The organism is Kushneria sp. EE4, from assembly GCF_977968315.1.
Genome location: NZ_OZ386212.1, coordinates 238,918 through 256,040 on the forward strand (window position 1 = coordinate 238,918; position 17,123 = coordinate 256,040).

Genomic DNA, 17,123 nt, shown 5'->3' on the forward strand with positions numbered 1-17,123 from the left:
GTTCCTGATGTTTCATGCCAGGGCGTGTTCAGGATGATGGGAGCTTATATCATCACCGCCCGCAATGTGTCGATGTTATCTGCACCGCTCAGCGCCAGATCACCAGCACCAGGCCGATACCGGCGGCCGCCAGGATACTCCAGTGCTGCTGCATCGCCCACTGTGAAATGGGCTGCCAGGCCAGAGCGCCCGCGATCAGGATCAGCCCGATGCGTATCCGGCGCGCGCCCCGGCGTACGCCCGACGAGGTGTTTTGAAGCGTGACCAGAGCGGCCGTTTGCTGCTCGCGGTGCTTGCGCTCGTTTTCGACCTGGGACAGGGCCTGATGGGCCAGTACCGGAAGCTGCGGAATACGCTGGGCCAGATCCGGTGCCTGGCGCTTGAGCTCTTCCCAGAACCCCTTGGGCCCGGCACGCTCGTGCATCCAGCGCTCCAGAAAGGGTTTGGCGGTGTGCCACAGGTCGAGTTCGGGATACAGGGTGCGCCCCAGCCCTTCAATATTGAGAAGGGTCTTTTGCAAGAGGACCAGCTGCGGCTGCACCTCCATGTGAAAGCGCTGCGCCGTCTGGAAAAGCCCCATCAGCACCTGGCCAAAGGAGATGTCCTTGAGCGGCTTTTCCAGAATGGGCTCACATACCGAGCGAATGGCGGCGGCAAATTCGTTGGCGCGGGTATCCTCGCCCACCCATCCGGACTCGATGTGCAGCATGGCCACTTCGTAATAGTCCTGACGGAAAAACGCGATGATGTTGCGCGCCAGATAGTCCTGATCTTCCCGGGTCAGGCTGCCCACGATGCCGCAGTCGATGGCAATGTAGCTCGGGTCGCTCGGATTGCTGATATCAACAAAGATGTTGCCCGGGTGCATGTCGGCATGGAAAAAGTTGTCGCGAAACACCTGGGTAAAAAAGATCTCCACGCCGCGCTCGGCGAGCAGGCGCATGTCGACGCCCTGAGCTTCCAGCGCCTCGGTATTGGCCACGGGTTCACCGTTGACCCGCTCCTGGGTCATGACACGCTTGCGCGTCAGCGGCCAGTAGATGGTCGGGACGTGTAACAGCGGCGAGTGCTGAAAGTTGCGCTTGAGCTGGGAGGTATTGGCCGCCTCCTTTTGCAGATCGAGCTCATCAAAGAGCGTAGACTCATAGTCCTTGACCACTTCCACGGGCCGCAGGCGTCGGGCCTCGGGCCAGACCTTCAAAAGGACCTTTGCAAAGGTATACAAAAGCGCCATGTCGTTGCGCATGACGCTGTCGATACCGGGGCGAATGACCTTTACCACGACCTCTTCGCCGGTGTGCAGGCGCGCGGCATGGACCTGGGCAATGGAAGCCGAGGCCATCGAATCGGGTTCAAAGTGATCGAACAGCTCACCGACCGGGGCGCCGAGTTCTTCCTCGATGATGTTGCGCGCCGTCTCGCTGTGAAAGGGCGGTACCTGATCCTGCAGCCGCTTGAGTTCAACGGCAATATCCGGCGGCATCAGATCGCGCCGGGTCGATAGCATCTGACCGAACTTGATAAAAATGGGCCCCAGATCTTCCAGGGCCAGTCGCAGGCGCTCGCCACGCGTCCTGTCCCCTTTCGGGAACAGCCGGATGGGGGCAATGGCCATCAAAAAGCGGGCATAACCCGGCAGCCGCTCGGCAGGAATCAGGCTGTCGAGCCGGTAACGGGTGACCACCCAGGCAATACGGATCAGGCGCCATAGCGTCATCAAGAGTGATGCCCTCGCAGACGACGGTTGAGACGTTCAAGCCGGGCTTCCAGCCGGTCCGTCGCAATTTCGAGTTCGGTCAGATGATCGCGGGCCACATCAAAGCGGGCGCGGCCGGCAAGCCACTGGCCCTCTTCCAGAATGTACTCGCGCAGATCCTGCTCAAGACTTCTTGATGAGTGCACACCAAAGTGGCCCAGGCGTCGCAGGCCGGTGGCCAGGCTGTGCGCCGGTGCCTCGCCGAACCATTCGGCAAAGGCGCCTTCCCAGTCGATATCAAGATCCATGAGCAGCTCACGGGCCTGCATCAAAAGGCCGAGCTGGCCGCGCACGACCAGTCGATGGCTGGTCATGAGCGACTGGATCGGCATGCCGCCAAGCAGGGCGCCCAGCGTGTCGGCATCGATTTCGATGGTCGTGTCGGCGTCACGATCTTCGCCGTCGGGCAGCGAGGCGAGCGTGAGGCCATGGATATGAAAGATGACCAGTACTTCGATACGGGGCGACTCAAGCCGCAGCAAAAGACGCTGTCCGGCCATGGCCGCCAGACGAGACGGCGCCGCCGGGTCGCGTGCCAGCAAGCGATTGACGCTCTTTTCGATACCGGCCAGCAGTACGGGGGTAATAAAGGACATCAGCGGGACTGCCCTTGAGAAATGCAATGACGAAAAGTCATGAAATACGCGTATGTCATGCCGTTAACCCTGTCGGGAAAGCGCCCCGGCGGATGCTGCCAAGCGAAGGGCACCATCCGCACGGGCCGTTCAGAACTTGATACCGCGGTGCAGTGCCACAACACCGCCGGTCATGTTGGTGTACTCGACGCGCTCAAGCCCTGCATTTTCCATCATCGCCTTGAGCGTCGGCTGATCGGGATGCATGCGGATCGATTCGGCCAGATAGCGATAGGAATCGGCATCGTTGGCCACCCACTTGCCGATGCGGGGCAGCACATGGAAGGAGTACTGATCATAGACCTTTTCGAAAACCGCATTGACGGGTCTTGAAAATTCCAGGATCAGCAGCCGGCCACCCGGCTTGAGCACGCGCGCCATGGAGGCAAGGGCTGCATCCTTGTCGGTGACGTTGCGAAGACCGAAGGCAATGGTAATGCAGTCAAAGGTGTTGTCCGGAAAGGGCAGGGCCTGGGCATCGGCCTGCACGATCTCGACCTGAGCGCCGATGCCGCGATCCATCAGACGGTCACGCCCGACCTGCAGCATGGCGGCGTTGATATCGGCCAGCACTACCCGACCGGTGGGGCCGACACGCTCCACGAATTTGGCCGTCAGGTCGCCGGTGCCGCCGGCGATGTCCAGTACGGCATGGCCGCGGCGTACGCCCGAACGCTCCAGCGCCACGCGCTTCCAGAAGCGATGAACGCCCATCGACATCAGATCGTTCATGACGTCATAGCGGCGTGCCACGCTATCGAAGACCTGCTCGACGCGGCCGGCCTTCTCCTCGACAGGGACTTCCTCATAGCCGAAGTGCGTTGTCTGCTTGTCCATGGCGTTCCCCTGTCAGCGTTTGCAAGTCATGTATTCTGGTATCGGCGGCGCTGCCTGCCCGATGGGCATGAAGGCGTTGTCTGTCCGGTCGGGAGGGGCGCGCCTGTCGAGAGCCATTGTAGCTTTCAGGACATCATTTGTCCTGACGCCCATTCGGGATGGCGTCACTGGCGCTGCAGCGGTATGCCCAGCGGCTCGCGTGACGCATTGGCCTTTTTGAGCTCGTGAAGATAGTCGTCCCACCACAGCTCGCGGTTTTCGATCATCTCCCAGAGATAGGCGTAGGTATACAGACCGCTGTCGTGGCCGTCATCAAAATGCAGCTTGAGGGCGTAATTGCCCACCGGCGTGACGTTTTTGAGACCGACATATTTCATGCCGGTCTGCAAAACGGCCTGCTCCGGACTGTGGCCGCGCACTTCGGCCGAGGGTGAATAGACTCTAAGCATTTCGGCGCTGAGACGAAAGCTTTGCGCCTCACCCTCGATGTCATAGGTCAGCGCCAGTTCGCGACTGCGCTGATGGTAGTGAACGCCGGTTGGCATGGGGGCACTCATGGGATGGCTCCATGTTGGGTCGCACCGGATGATGCCTTTTTCCGAACGGGGCGGGCATCATGTCAAAAAACGGGCGGCCCATGAACGGGCCGCCCTCCAGGATACGCGGTTGGCGTCAAACGATAAAGACGCTCAGAGGATATAGCGAGACAGATCCTCATCGCGGGCCAGCTCGCCCAGACGCTCATCGACATAGGCGCCGTCGATCACCAGCGGGCCCTTCATGTCACTGCCGTCAAAGAGCGCTTCTTCCAGCAGGCGTTCCATGACCGTGTGCAGACGCCGTGCGCCGATGTTTTCGGTGCCTTCGTTGACCTGCCAGGCCGTCTGCGCAATGCGCTCGATGCCGTCATCGGTAAATTCGATGTCCAGCCCTTCGGTCTTCATCAGCGCTTCATACTGACGCGTCAGCGAGGCCGACGGCTCGGTCAGAATGCGCTTGAATTCGTTCGGTGACAGCGCCGAAAGCTCCACGCGAATCGGCAGGCGACCCTGCAGCTCCGGAATCAGATCCGAGGGCTTGGAGAGGTGGAACGCGCCAGAGGCGATAAAGAGGATGTGATCGGTATGCACCATGCCGTGCTTGGTGGACACCGTGGACCCCTCGATCAGCGGCAGCAGGTCACGCTGTACGCCCTCGCGGGAGACATCGCCACCGCTGCCGGATTCGGCGCGCTTGGCCACCTTGTCGATCTCGTCGAGAAACACGATGCCGTTTTGTTCCACGGCTTCGATGGCCCGGGCCTTGAGATCGTCATCGTTGACCAGCCTTGAGGCCTCTTCATCACGGACCAGCTTGAAGGCTTCCTTCACGGTGAGACGGCGCGTCTCCTTGTTCTGCTTGCCCATGTTGGAAAACATGCTGGAGAGCTGGTTGGCCATGTCTTCCATCCCCGGCGGGGCCTGAAAGTCCATGCCCTGACCGGCCGGTGACAGCTCGATGTCGATCTCCTTGTCATCGAGCGTGCCCTCGCGCAGCTGCTTGCGAAAGGTCTGACGCGTGGCGCTGTCACGACCCTTGCCGCTGTCGTATTCGCTGCCACGGGCAGGCGGCAGCAGGGCGTCGAGAATGCGCTCTTCGGCGGCGTCATCGGCCTTGTGGCCGACCTGTGACTTGGCCTGCTCACGCACCAGCTTGATGGCCGCTTCCACCAGATCACGAATGATCGATTCGACATCGCGCCCGACGTAGCCGACTTCGGTAAACTTGGTTGCCTCGATCTTGATAAACGGCGCGTTGGCCAGCTTGGCCAGGCGGCGCGCGATTTCGGTCTTGCCCACGCCGGTCGGGCCGATCATCAGGATGTTTTTGGGCGTGACCTCCGGGCGCAGCGCGTCATCGAGCTGCATGCGGCGCCAGCGGTTGCGCAGGGCGATCGCCACGGCGCGCTTGGCTTCGGCCTGGCCGATGATGTATTGATCCAGCGCGTGCACGATCTCGCGCGGGGTCATGTGATTGCTGTTGGCGTTTTGATGGGACATGGAAGTCTCGGTCATGATCAGTCCAGTGATTCGAGCGTCACGTTGTGGTTGGTGTACACACAGATATCTGCCGCAATCGCGAGGCTCTTTTCAGTGATGTCACGCGCTGACAGGTCGGTATTCTGCACCAGGGCGCGCGCGGCGGCGTTGGCATACTGACCGCCCGAACCGATGGTGATGATGCCGTGTTCGGGCTCCAGCACATCGCCGGTGCCCGTAATGATCAGCGAGGAATGGCGGTCGGCCACGGCCAGCATCGCCTCGAGCTTGCGCAGGGCGCGGTCGGTGCGCCACTCCTTGGCAAGCTCCACGGCGGCCTTGGCCAGATGACCCTGATACTTCTCAAGCTGGGCTTCAAAGCGCTCAAACAGCGTGAAGGCATCCGCTGTGCCGCCGGCAAAGCCGGCCAGCACCTGGCCGCGATGAAAACGGCGGACCTTGCTGGCGTTGCCCTTCATGACCGTATTACCCAGCGATACCTGTCCGTCGCCGGCCAGGGCGACCTGTTCGCCGCGGCGAACGGAAACAATCGTGGTCATCGGCGCTACTCCAATGCGTTGGTGACATGCACCTGGTGACTTGAACGCAAACGGCGCGTACATCGTCTGCGTTTTGAAAACTTTCCCCTGAAGTGCGGGCTCTCGCTGCCCAAATCAAGCCATGACTCAAAGGGAAATTGACTGAAGTGTGCATGACGACCCCGGCGTGGCACGCTTTCAGCGCCATCAACACCTGGGGGCGATGCCCGGATTCATGAAAAAGGGTGCCTGCTGCATGGCAACAGGCACCCCTTGTGTCGGCAGGCGTCGGGTCTCAGCGCTGCTGAATCTGCATCGGATCGATGCCGCGGGTCTGCATCAGTCCCCGGGCGCGAGAAAGCTCACCCGAGTCCTGATAGGGGCCGGCCTGCACGCGGTGCCAGGTGGTGCCGTCCGCCGTCTGGACCTGGCTTACCTGGGTGACAAGGCCCAAATCGCGCAGTTTGCCGGCCATGGCGTTGGCATCGCTTTGTGACTTGAACGACGCCGCCTGCAGCATGTAGCTGGGACCGTTGCCCGAGCCGGCGTTGCTGCTGCTTGCGCTTTCCTGCCGGGCCGGCGCGCTCTGGCGGGTGCTGGCCGACTCGTGGCGAGAGGCCAGCTGCTGGATGGCGTCATCGCTTTTGGCATTGTCCGAGCGCTCGGGCGCCGGTTCGGGCCGGGATGGCGGAGCACTCTGCTGCGACGAGGCGTTGCCGTTCGGGTTGCTTACCGAGGAGGTGCCGTCACTGCCCGCGATGCGCCTGGCATGCTGTTCCAGTACGGCGCCTTCGGTGCCGGGGCGTGGGGGCGAGCTGTAGTCTTCCACGTTCGGCGCGATCACTTCCGATTCGGGCAGCAGGGTGTAGAACTCAAAGGTCGGCATCTGACCTTCTTCGCTGTCCTGCTGTGACGCCTCGCCGTCCTGCGGCTGCTCTGCGCCATCGGCGCGCTTTTTGGCCACCACGGCGGCGACCTGGTCGCGCTTGGGCGGCGCATCGTTCTGGAAGTACTGGGCGATGGCAAAGCCTGCAATAACGCCGACCAGTGCCCACAGCCAGCCGGGAATATGGAAGCCGTCGCCGCCACCCTTTGCCTTGTTGCGTGATGTGGCGCCCTTGTCCGAGGGCGCCTTCTTGCTCTGGCGCTGTGCCATTTACATCTCCCTGGGGGCCGAAACGCCCAGCAGGTCAAGCCCGTTGCGCATGACCTGGCGTACGGCCAGGCCGAGCGCCAGTCGCGCGTTGCGCAGATCGGCGTCATCGACCATGACCTTGACGGCGTTGTAGCAGGTGTGGAATTCGCTGGCGAGTTCCTGCAGATACAGGGCGATCTGCTGCGGCTCGCGCTGCTCGGCGGCACGGCGCACCGTCTCGGGCCAGCTGCCCAGCCGGTTGATGAGATCGCGCTCGCGAGCGTCTTCAAGCAGATGCAGCGATGCCTGCGCCAGGTCCGCGTCAAAGGCCCAGCCGTTATCAGCGGCCTTTTTCTCCACGCTGCATACGCGCGCGTGGGCGTACTGGGCGTAGTAGACCGGGTTGTCGCTGGACTGGGAGCGTGCCAGATCGATATCAAAGGTCATCTGCGAGGTGGCTGCGCGCGACACCAGGAAGTAGCGCGTGGCGTCACGGCCGACCTCATCGATGAGATCACGCAGAGTGACGTAGCTGCCGGCCCGCTTGGAGAGCTTGACCTCCTGACCCGAGCGGGTGACCAGCACCATCTGGTGCAGGACGTAGTCCGGCCAGTTCTTCGGGATGCCGGTATCCAGCGCCTGAAGACCGGCGCGAACGCGGGTCACCGTGGAGTGGTGGTCGGCGCCCTGTTCGTTGATGACGGTGGTAAAGCCGCGCTCCCACTTGTCGAGATGATAGGCGACGTCGGGCAGGAAGTAGGTGTAGCCGCCCTCGCGCTTTCGCATCACGCGATCCTTGTCATCGCCGAAGTCGGTGGTCTTGAGCCACAGCGCGCCGTCGGACTCGTAGGTATGACCGCCCTCGATCAGACGCTTGACCGTGGCCTCCACCTTGCCGCTTTCATAAAGGTCGGACTCAAGGAAAAAGACGTCAAAGCCGACACCGAAGGCCTTTAAATCAAGATCCTGTTCGTGGCGCAGCCAGGCGACCGCAAAGGCGCGAATGGCGTCCATGTCGTCGGAATCGGCCGCGGCCGTGACCTGACGGTCGTCGGCGGTGACGGTGTCGCCCTGCATATAGGCGCGCGCCACGTCCTGAATGTACTCGCCGCGATAGCCGTCGGCCGGCCAGGCCGGGTCGTTGGGCTCGATGCCCTTGATGCGCGCCGCCACCGACAGGGCCAGATTGTCGATCTGGGCGCCGGCATCGTTATAGTAGAACTCGCGGGTAACGCTGTAGCCGTTGGCCTCGAGCAGGCGACACAGGCTGTCGCCTACCGCCGCGCCGCGGCCGTGGCCCACGTGCAGCGGGCCGGTCGGGTTGGCCGAGACAAACTCGACCTGCACTTTCTGACCCTGGCCGTCACTGTTGCGACCAAACGCGTCACCGGCGTCAAGGATGTCAAAAAGCACTTCGCCGGCGGCGCTGGTGTTGACGAAGAAATTGATAAAGCCGGGGCCGGCAATCTCGACGCTTGAAATGGCGCTGGAGGCCGGCATCACGGCAATCAGACGCTCTGCCAGCTCGCGCGGCTTCATGTCGGCGGGTTTGGCCAGCATCATGGCCAGATTGCTGGCGTAGTCGCCGTGGGCCCGGTCACGCGCAACGTCGACACGTATGTCGGGCTCGATGCCGATGGGCAAAACGCCTTCGGCCTTGATGGCCTCAAGCGCCGTGTTAAGCAGTAGGGTGATTGTCTCTTTCATGCTGGCATCTATGGTCGTGGATGGCTGGCCCGACGCATTCGGCCAGGTCTTGAACTGCGCGCCTGATGACAGGTGTCCCGCTGACGCCGTCTGGATCAGACAGGGGCAGGCGCTTTGGCGCCCGCCATTATCGTTCAACCGTGGACAGTGTCAAAACCGGTATTGTGTCCGGGGTGTATCGCGTGCATGTGGCCGGGGCCCGTTGGCTCAGTACATTTCCTGCGGATCGATGTCGATGCTGTAGCGCAGGCGCCGGGCATCGCTTTGCTGTGACATCCACTCATCCAGCCAGGCGCTGGCCTCATGCAGGGCACCGCGTCGGTCGGCACTCAACAAAAGCTGGGCGTGATAGCGGTTCTGGCGCCGCTCCATGGGGGCCGGGACCGGCCCCAGACAGTGCACGGCCAGGCCCCGCTCATCGAGCCACTTTCGTACGGCGTCTCCGGCCTGGGTGAACAGCTCGATGACGGCCTCCATGCGCGCACTTTCGCCGCGCATCATCGCCATGAAGCGAAAGGGCGGCAGGCCGGCCAGACGGCGCTCGGTCAAAAGCGACTCGGCCAGGGCGTCATAGCCCTCCTCGACCAGCAGCCTCAGGCTCGGGTCTTCGGGATGCAGGGTCTGGATCAGCACCCGGCCCGGATGCTGGGCACGCCCGGCGCGGCCGGCGACCTGGGTCAGCAGTTGCGCGGAGTGTTCGAGCGCGCGGAAATCGGCGCTATACAGCCCGCCGTCGGCGTTGACCACCACCACCAGCGTGACATGAGGAAAGTGGTGGCCCTTGGCCAGCATCTGGGTGCCGACCAGCAGGCAGGAATTGCCCTGGCGGATCTCGTTGAGCGTGTGTTCCAGCGCGTCACGCCGGCGGGTGCTGTCGCGGTCGATGCGCAGGATACGGGTGTCGCTGAAGGCCTCCTGCAGCGCCTCTTCGGTGCGCTCGGTCCCGGCGCCCTGGGGCCTTAAATCGGCGCTGCCACAGTCGGGACAGGCGTCCGGCACGCCGCGCTGCTGCTCGCAGTGATGGCAAATCAGGCGGTGCGGGTCACGGTGCAGGGTCATGCGGGCGTCGCACTGAGGGCATTCGGCCAGCCAGCCGCACTGATGACAGGCAAGCGTCGGCGCAAAGCCGCGACGGTTGACGAACACCAACACCTGGCGCTTCGCCTGAAGGTGTTCCTTGATGGCGGCCAGCGCCTGAGGGCCGAGCCCGCCACGCTGAGGTTTGCCACGCAGATCCACCAGCGACAGTGCCGCCGGCGCGGCGTTGCCGGCGCGGGTAGTGAGTCGTAAATGGCGGTAGTGGCCGTCACGCGCCCGCGAAAGACTTTCCAGCGATGGCGTGGCGCTGCCCAGCACGATGGGGATGCCATGATGCTGGGCGCGAACGATGGCCAGATCGCGAGCATGATAGCGCAGACTGTCCTGCTGCTTGAAAGAGCCGTCGTGCTCCTCATCCACGATGATGACGCCGGGGCGCGCCAGAGGCGTAAAGACGGCCGAGCGCGTGCCGATCAAAACGGCCGCGCGCCCCGAGCGGGCGGCCTCCCAGCTGTCCAGGCGTTCGTTGTCGTTGAGCCCGGAATGCAGGGCAATGACCGGCGCGTTGAATCGTTTTCGAAAGCGCGACAGCGTCTGCGGTGTCAGGCCGATCTCGGGCACCAGTACCAGCGCCTGGCCCCCGCGGTCGATGACCGCCTCAATCAGCTGCAGATAGACCTCGGTCTTGCCGCTGCCGGTCACGCCGTGCAACAGCGAGACCCGAAACCGGTCCATGTCCTGATGAAGCTCGGCGAGGACGCCCGACTGTTCACGGTTGAGGGCGAGGGTGGGCTCGGCCAGTGTCGCGGCCGTGCGCTCGCCGGCGGGGGCGGCCACGCTCTCCTCGCGGCAGTCGATAAGCCCCTTGTCACGCAGGGCGTGAAGCTGTGTCCGGTTAAATCCCAGCGCGGTGATGGCCGAGGCCACCAGCCCGCGCGGGTGCTGAGCGATGGCGGCCAGCAGTTCGGCCTGGCGAGGCGCCCGTGACAGGGCCTCGTCCGACGCCCGGCCGGCATCGGTGATCAACCAGCGTGCCTGAGAGCGCGCCTCCAGCGGCCGGCCCTGGCGCAGCAGGGCCGGCATGGCACTGTTGAGGGTCTCGCCCAGCGAGTGCTGGTAATAGCGTGCGGCAAAGCGGCACAGCCACAGCCAGTCCTCGGGCAGGGGGCTTCGATCGATCAGGGTTTCGATGCCACGCAGGCGATCAGGTGGCACATCGCTTTGATGTCGAATCTCGACCACCACGCCGACCACCGAGCGCCGTCCGAAGGGCACGCGCACGCGCACGCCGGCCACCCAGCCGTTGTCGGGGGTTTCCCGGCCGGGCAGATAGTCGAATACTCGCTTGAGCGGCGAGGGCACGGCGACTGCCAGAATCACGCGGTCAGGCCCGGACGTGGACACGGTCGGCTTGCTCCAGAGGTATAAAGGAAGGGGTTGGTCAGATCGCTTTTTAGCGGTCATTTCACGGGCCGCGCAGGGTAGCACGTTCTGTTATCCGGTCGTGACGGCGATCCCTTGCCACGTTTTTGTAGCGCTTTTGTAGGCGCTGTGCGTCCGGGGTTGTCAGCTTGTAGGGGCAGGGGTTTTTCGATACGCTCCGCCGAATTGATAATTGATTTTAGACCGAGTAATAGACATGTCCCAGGACAAGAGACAGGCCGCACTGGATTATCACGCTCACCCGATTCCGGGGAAGCTGAGTATCGAGCTTACCAAGCCCACCACGTCTTCAAAACATCTCGCCATGGCCTATAGCCCGGGCGTGGCCGAGCCGGTGCGTGAAATCGCCCGCGACCCGGAAACCGCCTATCGCTATACCGGCAAGGGCAACCTGGTCGCCGTCATCTCCAACGGCAGCGCCATTTTAGGGCTGGGCAATCTGGGGGCGCTGGCCAGCAAGCCGGTCATGGAAGGCAAGGGCGTTTTGTTCAAGCGCTTTGCCGGCATCAATGCCATCGACATCGAGGTCGACAACGCCGATCCCGGCGCCTTTATCGAGACCGTGGCCAATATCGCCTGCAGCTGGGGCGGCATCAATCTGGAAGACATCAAGGCACCCGAGTGCTTCCGGATCGAGCGCGAGCTCAAGGCGCGCTGTGATATCCCGGTCTTTCACGATGACCAGCACGGTACGGCGATTGTCACTGCGGCGGGGCTGCTCAACGCCCTGGATATCGCCGGCAAGACGCTGGAAGACGCTCGAATCGTGTGTCTGGGGGCGGGGTCGGCAGCGATCGCCTGCATGGATCTTTTGATCGCCTGCGGCGCGGCACGCAACAACATTCGCATGCTCGACAGCCGCGGCGTCATTCACGACGGTCGTGATGATCTTAACGAGTTCAAGGCGCGCTACGCGGCCACTACCTCCGAGCGCAGCCTGGATGATGCCATCGACGGCGCCGATGTGTTTATCGGTCTGTCCGGTCCGGATCTGTTTGCCGCTGAGCAGCTGAAAAAAATGGCGGCCAATCCCGTCGTTTTTGCCTGCTCCAATCCGGACCCGGAGATTCATCCCGATACGGCCCATGCCACCCGTGATGATGTAATCATGGCGACCGGGCGCTCGGACTATCCCAACCAGGTCAACAACGTGCTGGGCTTTCCCTTCATCTTTCGCGGCGCGCTGGATGTGCGGGCCCGCGAAATCAATGAAGCAATGAAGGTCGCCGCCGTCCATGCCCTCAAGGACCTCGCCCGCGAGCCGGTCACCGATGATGTGCTGACGGCCTATGAGCTTGAATCGCTCGAGTTCGGCCGGGGCTATATCATTCCCACGCCGCTGGATTCGCGCCTGCTTGATCGCGTGTCTTCAGCCGTGGCCCGTGCCGCAGTGGATTCAGGTGTGGCCACGAAGGCCTATCCGTCCCACTATCCGCTTAAAAGCGTCGAGGACGTCTACGGCGGCTGATCAAGTCCGCCGGGCGATACGAAAAGCCCCGCGACCTCCTGGTCGCGGGGCTTTTTCATGTCCGGCAACCGGCCTGGAAACGAAGGGCGTTAGAAGTCGTAGACCACCGAGACAGCCGTGGTGGTATCGGTCTTGTGGCTGGCGTCTTCGGGCGGGTCGTCGTTGAAATCGACATCGTAGGACAGACGCATCGCCAGGGCGTCGTTGATCGCCACCGTCATCGAGGTCTGGGAGCGCATGATGAGGTTGAGTCCGGTGGCTTCCAGTACCAGATCCTGACCGAAGGTGGCCGTGTCGGAGACCTGCCAGCGATAGTTCAGCCCGCTGTAGGCCAGCGCCCGATATTTTTCGCCGCCGCCGTCGGTATAGCTGTCGCGACGCACGCCAGGGCCTGCCTCGATCGACAGGGCCTGTGGCGGGCCGCTGAGCAGCTGACGACCGTAACCGCCGGCCAGCGTGCTCTGCGAGTTGTAGCCGGCGAAGCGGTCCTTGCGCCAGCGCGCCAGGCCAAAGAGATAGTTGTCATCGCTGAGGTTAAAGCGGGTGCGCCCGCCGAGATTGTAGTTCTCGGCCGAGGTGTCGTTGTCATCGCTGGCGCTGTTGATACCGGCGTAGAGATTCCACGACCAGGGGCCGTCATACCAGGTGAGGTTGGTGCTGGTACGCAGGCTGGAGCTGTTGCTGTTGCCCGAGAGTTTCGTGTAACCCAGCGAATACTCGCCATCGAAGTACTCATCGGCCTGAGAAGCACTTTCAAGCGTGGAGTAGCCGGCAAAGTTTTCGTTATCGGCGGCCAGGCTCTGCCCGCAGGGCAGTACGGTGGCCAGTAGCGGCAAAAAGACGGCAAAAGAAAAAGAACGTGTACGGCGTGAACCCATGATGGTGACAATCTCTCAAGTACCGATGCACTGCGACAGCAGCTGTAGTGGTGGTGTGATCCCACAGCGTCTCTCCGGAGCAGGCGCTGCGCGAGCGCAGTGTGCCCGGAAGAGACGGGGTTTAGGGTGATGTTTTGTGAGACCTGATGTCTTCGTGGGCCGAAACGTTGGCCGGCGTTAGAAGTTGTAAACCACCGACGCTGCCGTGGTGCGATCAGTCTTGGCATCCGCCTCGCGCGGCGGATTGGAGTTGCTTTTGATGTCGTGGGACACCCGCAGCGACAGGCTGGAATTGATGGCAACCGAGATGGCCGAGTAGGCGCGAAGGGTCACGTTGTCGTCGGCGCCTTCGACCGAAAACTGCTGAATGAAGCTGGCCGTATCCGACAGCGACAGGGCGTAGTCGGCCGCCAGATAGCCCAGCACCATGTGTCGGCTGCCGCCGTTTTCGTAGTCGTCAAAGCGATAGCCCGGGCCCGCCTCCAGCGACAGCGCCTGAAGGTCGGTATCAAAGATCTGGCGACCGTAGCCGATGATGGTCGTGAACTGATTGTCGTAGCCCGAAAAGCGCTCCTTTTCATAGCGCGCCAGCCCGAAGAGGTAGTTGGGAGAATCTCCCAGCGAGTAGCGCTCGCGCTGACTGAAAAGATACTGCTCGGCAGTGGTGTTTTCGCTGTCGCTGACGCTTTTCACCTCGGCGCGGGTGGTATGTGTCCAGGCCTGGTCATACCAGGTGATGCGACCCTTGCCCAGCAGCGTCTCGGTGTTGGTGTTGCCGGACAGCGAGGTATAGCCAAGCTCGATGGCGCCCGAAAAGGGCACGGCATCGTCGCTGGGCGGCGGCGGGGCATAGAACAGCGAGTCGGCCGCCCGGGCGCTGTTGTGCCAGCAGGCAAGAGCGACCAGCACAAAAAAGCCGATACGCCGGCGCAGGGCCGGTAACGGGAAGGACAGAGCAACCGGCGCAGGCGCGGTCGTGACATCGATGTTGGCGTGAGCGGGTGGGCGCATGGTCATGAAGTTTCACTGCGGTTTGAATACCTGCCCGGTTGTGCCCGGGCAGGCATATGGCACGATCAGAAAATGGCGTCGTAGCTGCCGGTACCCTGAGAGCCGCTTTCCGATTCAAGTTCAGGACGAATCGAGCGCTGCTGATAAGGCGGCAGATTGTCCTTTCTAAAGATCTCGGTGATGCCGCCGCCGTCTTCGTCATGCAGACGCTTGCCGGTATCGGGATCGATACGCACCGTCACGATATCTTCGGGCGCATTCGGCGTGGCCTCGGGCGTGCCCTGAAGCACCGTGCCCATGAAGTCGTTCCAGATGGGCAGCGCGGCCTGGGCGCCGTATTCGGCAATGGTTTCGTTGGTGTCCTTGCCGACCCACACGCTGGTGGCCACGTTGCTGTTGAACCCGGAGAACCAGGCATCACGCTGATCGTTGGTGGTCCCGGTCTTGCCGGCAATATCCCCGCGATTGAGCGACAGGGCGGCGCGACCGGTGCCGCGCTCGATCACATCGCGCATCATGGTGCGCAGCATGTACACCGATTCGGGCGAGGCCACGCGCTCGGCGATTGGATAGGTGCGCTCACCGATGGTGACGGTGGCATCCATCGGATCGCACTCGCGACACGCTGCCGGCGGGTTGGTCTCTTCCAGCAGGTTGGGACCGTCCTCGCCCTGAGTGACGCGCTCGATGAACCACGGCTTGATGCGGAAACCGCCGTTGGCGATCTCGGCGTAGCCGCGGGCAATCTCCAGCGGCGTCAGCTCGGCCGTGCCCAGCGCCAGCGACAGGCCCTGTGGCAGCCGATTGCGCTCAAAGCCCATGTTCACCAGAAAGTCGATGGTGTTGTCCAGACCCACCGACTGCAGGGTACGAATGGTCACCAGATTCAGCGAGCGATACAGGCCCACGCGCAGACGCGTGGGGCCACCGAAACTGCGCTCGGAGTTCTCCGGGCGCCAGGCGTCCTGATTGCCGATACCGGCCTGCACGATCGGGGCATCGTTGACGATGGTGGCCGGTGTCATGCCGCTTTCAAGCGCGGCCAGATAGATGAAGGGCTTGAAGTTGGAACCGGGCTGGCGGCGTGCCTGGGTGACGCGGTTGAACTTGCTGCTGGCGAAGCTGAAACCGCCCTGCAGGGCTCTGAGTGCGCCGGTCTGCGGGTCCAGCGACACCAGTGCGCCTTCGGCCTGCGGCATCTGTGCCAGACGCCAGCCGTCACCGCGGGTGCGCTCCATGATGCGAACCAGATCGCCGCGATCGGCAATCTGTCCGGCACTGCTCGGCGCCGCCGCACGGCCACGCGGGCTCAGGTAGCGTGCCGCCCATTCAAGGCCCGGCCACTCGATGGTGATGACCTCATCGTTGTCATCAAGCACACGCATGGTGCGGCCATTGGTGTCGATCACGATGGCCGGCTGCAGCGGGCCCAGACGCGGCGTGGCATCGAGCACGCGCTGCCAGTTGCTGACATCGCCGTCGATGCCGGCCACGGTAGTCTTGCTGCGTGCCGCGGCCTCGCGGGCAGTACTTTCGACTTCCGGTGACTCGGAGAGCTCTTCTTCAAGTCCGGCCCGGTCGGTGCGGTCCTGGGCTTCCGACAGGCTGGCCGGAATGTCGCTTTCTTCTGCGCCGCGCCAGCCGTGACGGGTGTCATAGTCCACCAGACCGTTGATCAGCGCGTTGCGGGCGGCTTCCTGCATCTCGCTGTCAAGGGTGGTGACGATACGGTAGTTGCCGGTGTAGGCGTCGTCACCAAAGCGCTCGACGGCGTACTGGCGCGCCATTTCGGCCACCCACGGGGCCTGAACGTCAGGCTGGGTGTGATGACGACGGGTTTCGATCGGCGCCTGAACTGCGTTTTGATAGGCGTTCTGGTCGATCAGACCCAGCTGGTTCATGCGCAGCAGCACCCAGTTGCGGCGAATCAGCGAGCGCTGAGGACTGCTGATCGGGTTCAGGCTCGACGGCGCCTTGGGCAGCCCGGCGATGGTGGCCAGTTCCGGCAGGCTCAGCTCGTTGAGCGGCTTGTCGAAATAGGCCTCGGCGGCCGCACCCACACCGTAAGCGCCCTGACCCAGATAGATCTTGTTGACGTAGAGCTCGAGAATCTGCTGCTTGGAGAGAATCTGTTCCATCTGCAGCGACAGCAGGATCTCGCGAATCTTGCGGGTAAAGGTCTGATCAAGCGTGAGCAGGTAGTTACGGGCCACCTGCATGGTAATGGTGCTGCCGCCGGAGCGGATGCGACCGCTGGTGCCCAGCTCCAGGGCGGCGCGCATCAGGCCGCGCGGGTCCACGCCCGGATGCTGATAGAAGCCGGCGTCTTCGGCGGCCAGCAGGGCATTGATGAAGTCCTGAGGAATCTCGTCTCCCTTGACCAGCTGGCGGCGCTGAGCGCCGAACTCACCGATGAGCTTGTCATCACTGGTATAGACCCGCAGCGGCATCTCGAGCTGGTAGTCCTGCAGCTGATGAACGTCGGGCAGGCTGGGGGCAAAGTAGAGCGCAGCGCCAGCTACTGAAAGCGCAATGCCCGCCGTGATGGCAAGCAGCAGAAAAAAGAGGTGGAAAACCAGGCGCTTGATGAACGTCATGTAACACGTGTTCCGTCAATGAGGCGGGCTTGGGTCCGCAGGACATCGGTGACCGTCTGGC

General features: G+C 62.9%; 13 protein-coding genes. 1 reads left to right on the forward strand and 12 read right to left on the reverse strand.

Annotated features, from left to right (window positions below; genetic code table 11):
* Window positions 1-88 precede the first annotated feature (88 nt).
* The 9 genes from ubiB to ACXMYO_RS01210 form a co-directional block, all read right to left on the reverse strand.
* Window positions 89-1,717: a ubiquinone biosynthesis regulatory protein kinase UbiB gene (ubiB, locus tag ACXMYO_RS01170; RefSeq protein WP_438766233.1), complete on the reverse strand. Its 1,629-nt coding sequence runs from the start codon at window positions 1,715-1,717 to the stop codon at window positions 89-91.
* A complete protein-coding gene (locus ACXMYO_RS01175) occupies window positions 1,717-2,352 on the reverse strand; it encodes an SCP2 sterol-binding domain-containing protein (protein WP_438766234.1) in 636 nt (211 codons plus the stop codon). The genes ubiB and ACXMYO_RS01175 overlap by 1 nt, the downstream gene beginning before the upstream one ends.
* A gap of 129 nt (window positions 2,353-2,481) precedes the next feature.
* Window positions 2,482-3,228, reverse strand: a complete 747-nt coding sequence (gene ubiE / locus ACXMYO_RS01180) for a bifunctional demethylmenaquinone methyltransferase/2-methoxy-6-polyprenyl-1,4-benzoquinol methylase UbiE (protein ID WP_438766235.1) — start codon at window positions 3,226-3,228, stop codon at window positions 2,482-2,484.
* Window positions 3,229-3,392: 164 nt separating this feature from the next.
* Window positions 3,393-3,785 (reverse strand): gamma-butyrobetaine hydroxylase-like domain-containing protein, encoded by a 393-nt coding sequence (locus ACXMYO_RS01185; protein ID WP_438766236.1) that lies wholly within the window; start codon window positions 3,783-3,785, stop codon window positions 3,393-3,395.
* 132 nt (window positions 3,786-3,917) lie between these two features.
* Window positions 3,918-5,282 carry an ATP-dependent protease ATPase subunit HslU gene (gene hslU / locus ACXMYO_RS01190; protein WP_457807543.1) on the reverse strand — a complete coding sequence of 455 codons (1,365 nt, stop codon included), beginning with the start codon at window positions 5,280-5,282 and terminating at the stop codon, window positions 3,918-3,920.
* A 2-nt stretch (window positions 5,283-5,284) separates the two neighbouring features.
* Window positions 5,285-5,806, reverse strand: a complete 522-nt coding sequence (gene hslV / locus ACXMYO_RS01195; RefSeq protein WP_438766238.1) for an ATP-dependent protease subunit HslV — start codon at window positions 5,804-5,806, stop codon at window positions 5,285-5,287.
* A 274-nt stretch (window positions 5,807-6,080) separates the two neighbouring features.
* Window positions 6,081-6,941, reverse strand: a complete 861-nt coding sequence (locus ACXMYO_RS01200; protein WP_438766239.1) for an SPOR domain-containing protein — start codon at window positions 6,939-6,941, stop codon at window positions 6,081-6,083.
* Window positions 6,942-8,627: an arginine--tRNA ligase gene (gene argS / locus ACXMYO_RS01205; protein WP_438766241.1), complete on the reverse strand. Its 1,686-nt coding sequence runs from the start codon at window positions 8,625-8,627 to the stop codon at window positions 6,942-6,944. It lies immediately after the preceding gene.
* Between the two features lie 207 nt (window positions 8,628-8,834).
* On the reverse strand, window positions 8,835-11,069 hold the full coding sequence (locus ACXMYO_RS01210; RefSeq protein ID WP_457807544.1) for a primosomal protein N': 2,235 nt from the start codon (window positions 11,067-11,069) through the stop codon (window positions 8,835-8,837).
* A gap of 235 nt (window positions 11,070-11,304) precedes the next feature.
* On the opposite strand from ACXMYO_RS01210, the gene ACXMYO_RS01215 reads away from it, so the two are divergent.
* Complete coding sequence (locus tag ACXMYO_RS01215) at window positions 11,305-12,576, forward strand: malic enzyme-like NAD(P)-binding protein (RefSeq protein WP_457807545.1); 1,272 nt, start codon at window positions 11,305-11,307, stop codon at window positions 12,574-12,576.
* 89 nt (window positions 12,577-12,665) lie between these two features.
* Here the strand turns inward: ACXMYO_RS01215 and ACXMYO_RS01220 are convergent, their stop codons facing one another.
* The 3 genes from ACXMYO_RS01220 to ACXMYO_RS01230 all read right to left on the reverse strand — a co-directional run bounded on the left by ACXMYO_RS01220 (window position 12,666) and on the right by ACXMYO_RS01230 (window position 17,062).
* The gene (locus ACXMYO_RS01220) at window positions 12,666-13,454 is read right to left on the reverse strand and encodes a DUF481 domain-containing protein (RefSeq protein ID WP_438766244.1); all 789 of its coding nucleotides are present in this window, start codon (window positions 13,452-13,454) and stop codon (window positions 12,666-12,668) included.
* A gap of 177 nt (window positions 13,455-13,631) precedes the next feature.
* Window positions 13,632-14,471, reverse strand: a complete 840-nt coding sequence (locus tag ACXMYO_RS01225; protein WP_457807546.1) for a DUF481 domain-containing protein — start codon at window positions 14,469-14,471, stop codon at window positions 13,632-13,634.
* A gap of 59 nt (window positions 14,472-14,530) precedes the next feature.
* The gene (locus ACXMYO_RS01230) at window positions 14,531-17,062 is read right to left on the reverse strand and encodes a PBP1A family penicillin-binding protein (protein ID WP_438766247.1); all 2,532 of its coding nucleotides are present in this window, start codon (window positions 17,060-17,062) and stop codon (window positions 14,531-14,533) included.
* Between the last annotated feature and the right edge of the window lie 61 nt (window positions 17,063-17,123).

What these genes read in the sequence shown, in the direction of transcription:
- ACXMYO_RS01200 (WP_438766239.1), bottom strand. Translation starts at nt 6,941, where the DNA reads ATGGCACAGCGCCAGAGCAAGAAGGCGCCCTCGGACAAGGGCGCCACA.
- ACXMYO_RS01225 (WP_457807546.1), bottom strand. Translation starts at nt 14,471, where the DNA reads ATGACCATGCGCCCACCCGCTCACGCCAACATCGATGTCACGACCGCG.
- ACXMYO_RS01215 (WP_457807545.1), top strand. Translation starts at nt 11,305, where the DNA reads ATGTCCCAGGACAAGAGACAGGCCGCACTGGATTATCACGCTCACCCG.
- ubiB (WP_438766233.1), bottom strand. Translation starts at nt 1,717, where the DNA reads ATGACGCTATGGCGCCTGATCCGTATTGCCTGGGTGGTCACCCGTTAC.
- ACXMYO_RS01230 (WP_438766247.1), bottom strand. Translation starts at nt 17,062, where the DNA reads ATGACGTTCATCAAGCGCCTGGTTTTCCACCTCTTTTTTCTGCTGCTT.
- ACXMYO_RS01185 (WP_438766236.1), bottom strand. Translation starts at nt 3,785, where the DNA reads ATGAGTGCCCCCATGCCAACCGGCGTTCACTACCATCAGCGCAGTCGC.
- ACXMYO_RS01220 (WP_438766244.1), bottom strand. Translation starts at nt 13,454, where the DNA reads ATGGGTTCACGCCGTACACGTTCTTTTTCTTTTGCCGTCTTTTTGCCG.
- hslU (WP_457807543.1), bottom strand. Translation starts at nt 5,282, where the DNA reads ATGACCGAGACTTCCATGTCCCATCAAAACGCCAACAGCAATCACATG.
- argS (WP_438766241.1), bottom strand. Translation starts at nt 8,627, where the DNA reads ATGAAAGAGACAATCACCCTACTGCTTAACACGGCGCTTGAGGCCATC.
- ACXMYO_RS01175 (WP_438766234.1), bottom strand. Translation starts at nt 2,352, where the DNA reads ATGTCCTTTATTACCCCCGTACTGCTGGCCGGTATCGAAAAGAGCGTC.
- hslV (WP_438766238.1), bottom strand. Translation starts at nt 5,806, where the DNA reads ATGACCACGATTGTTTCCGTTCGCCGCGGCGAACAGGTCGCCCTGGCC.
- ubiE (WP_438766235.1), bottom strand. Translation starts at nt 3,228, where the DNA reads ATGGACAAGCAGACAACGCACTTCGGCTATGAGGAAGTCCCTGTCGAG.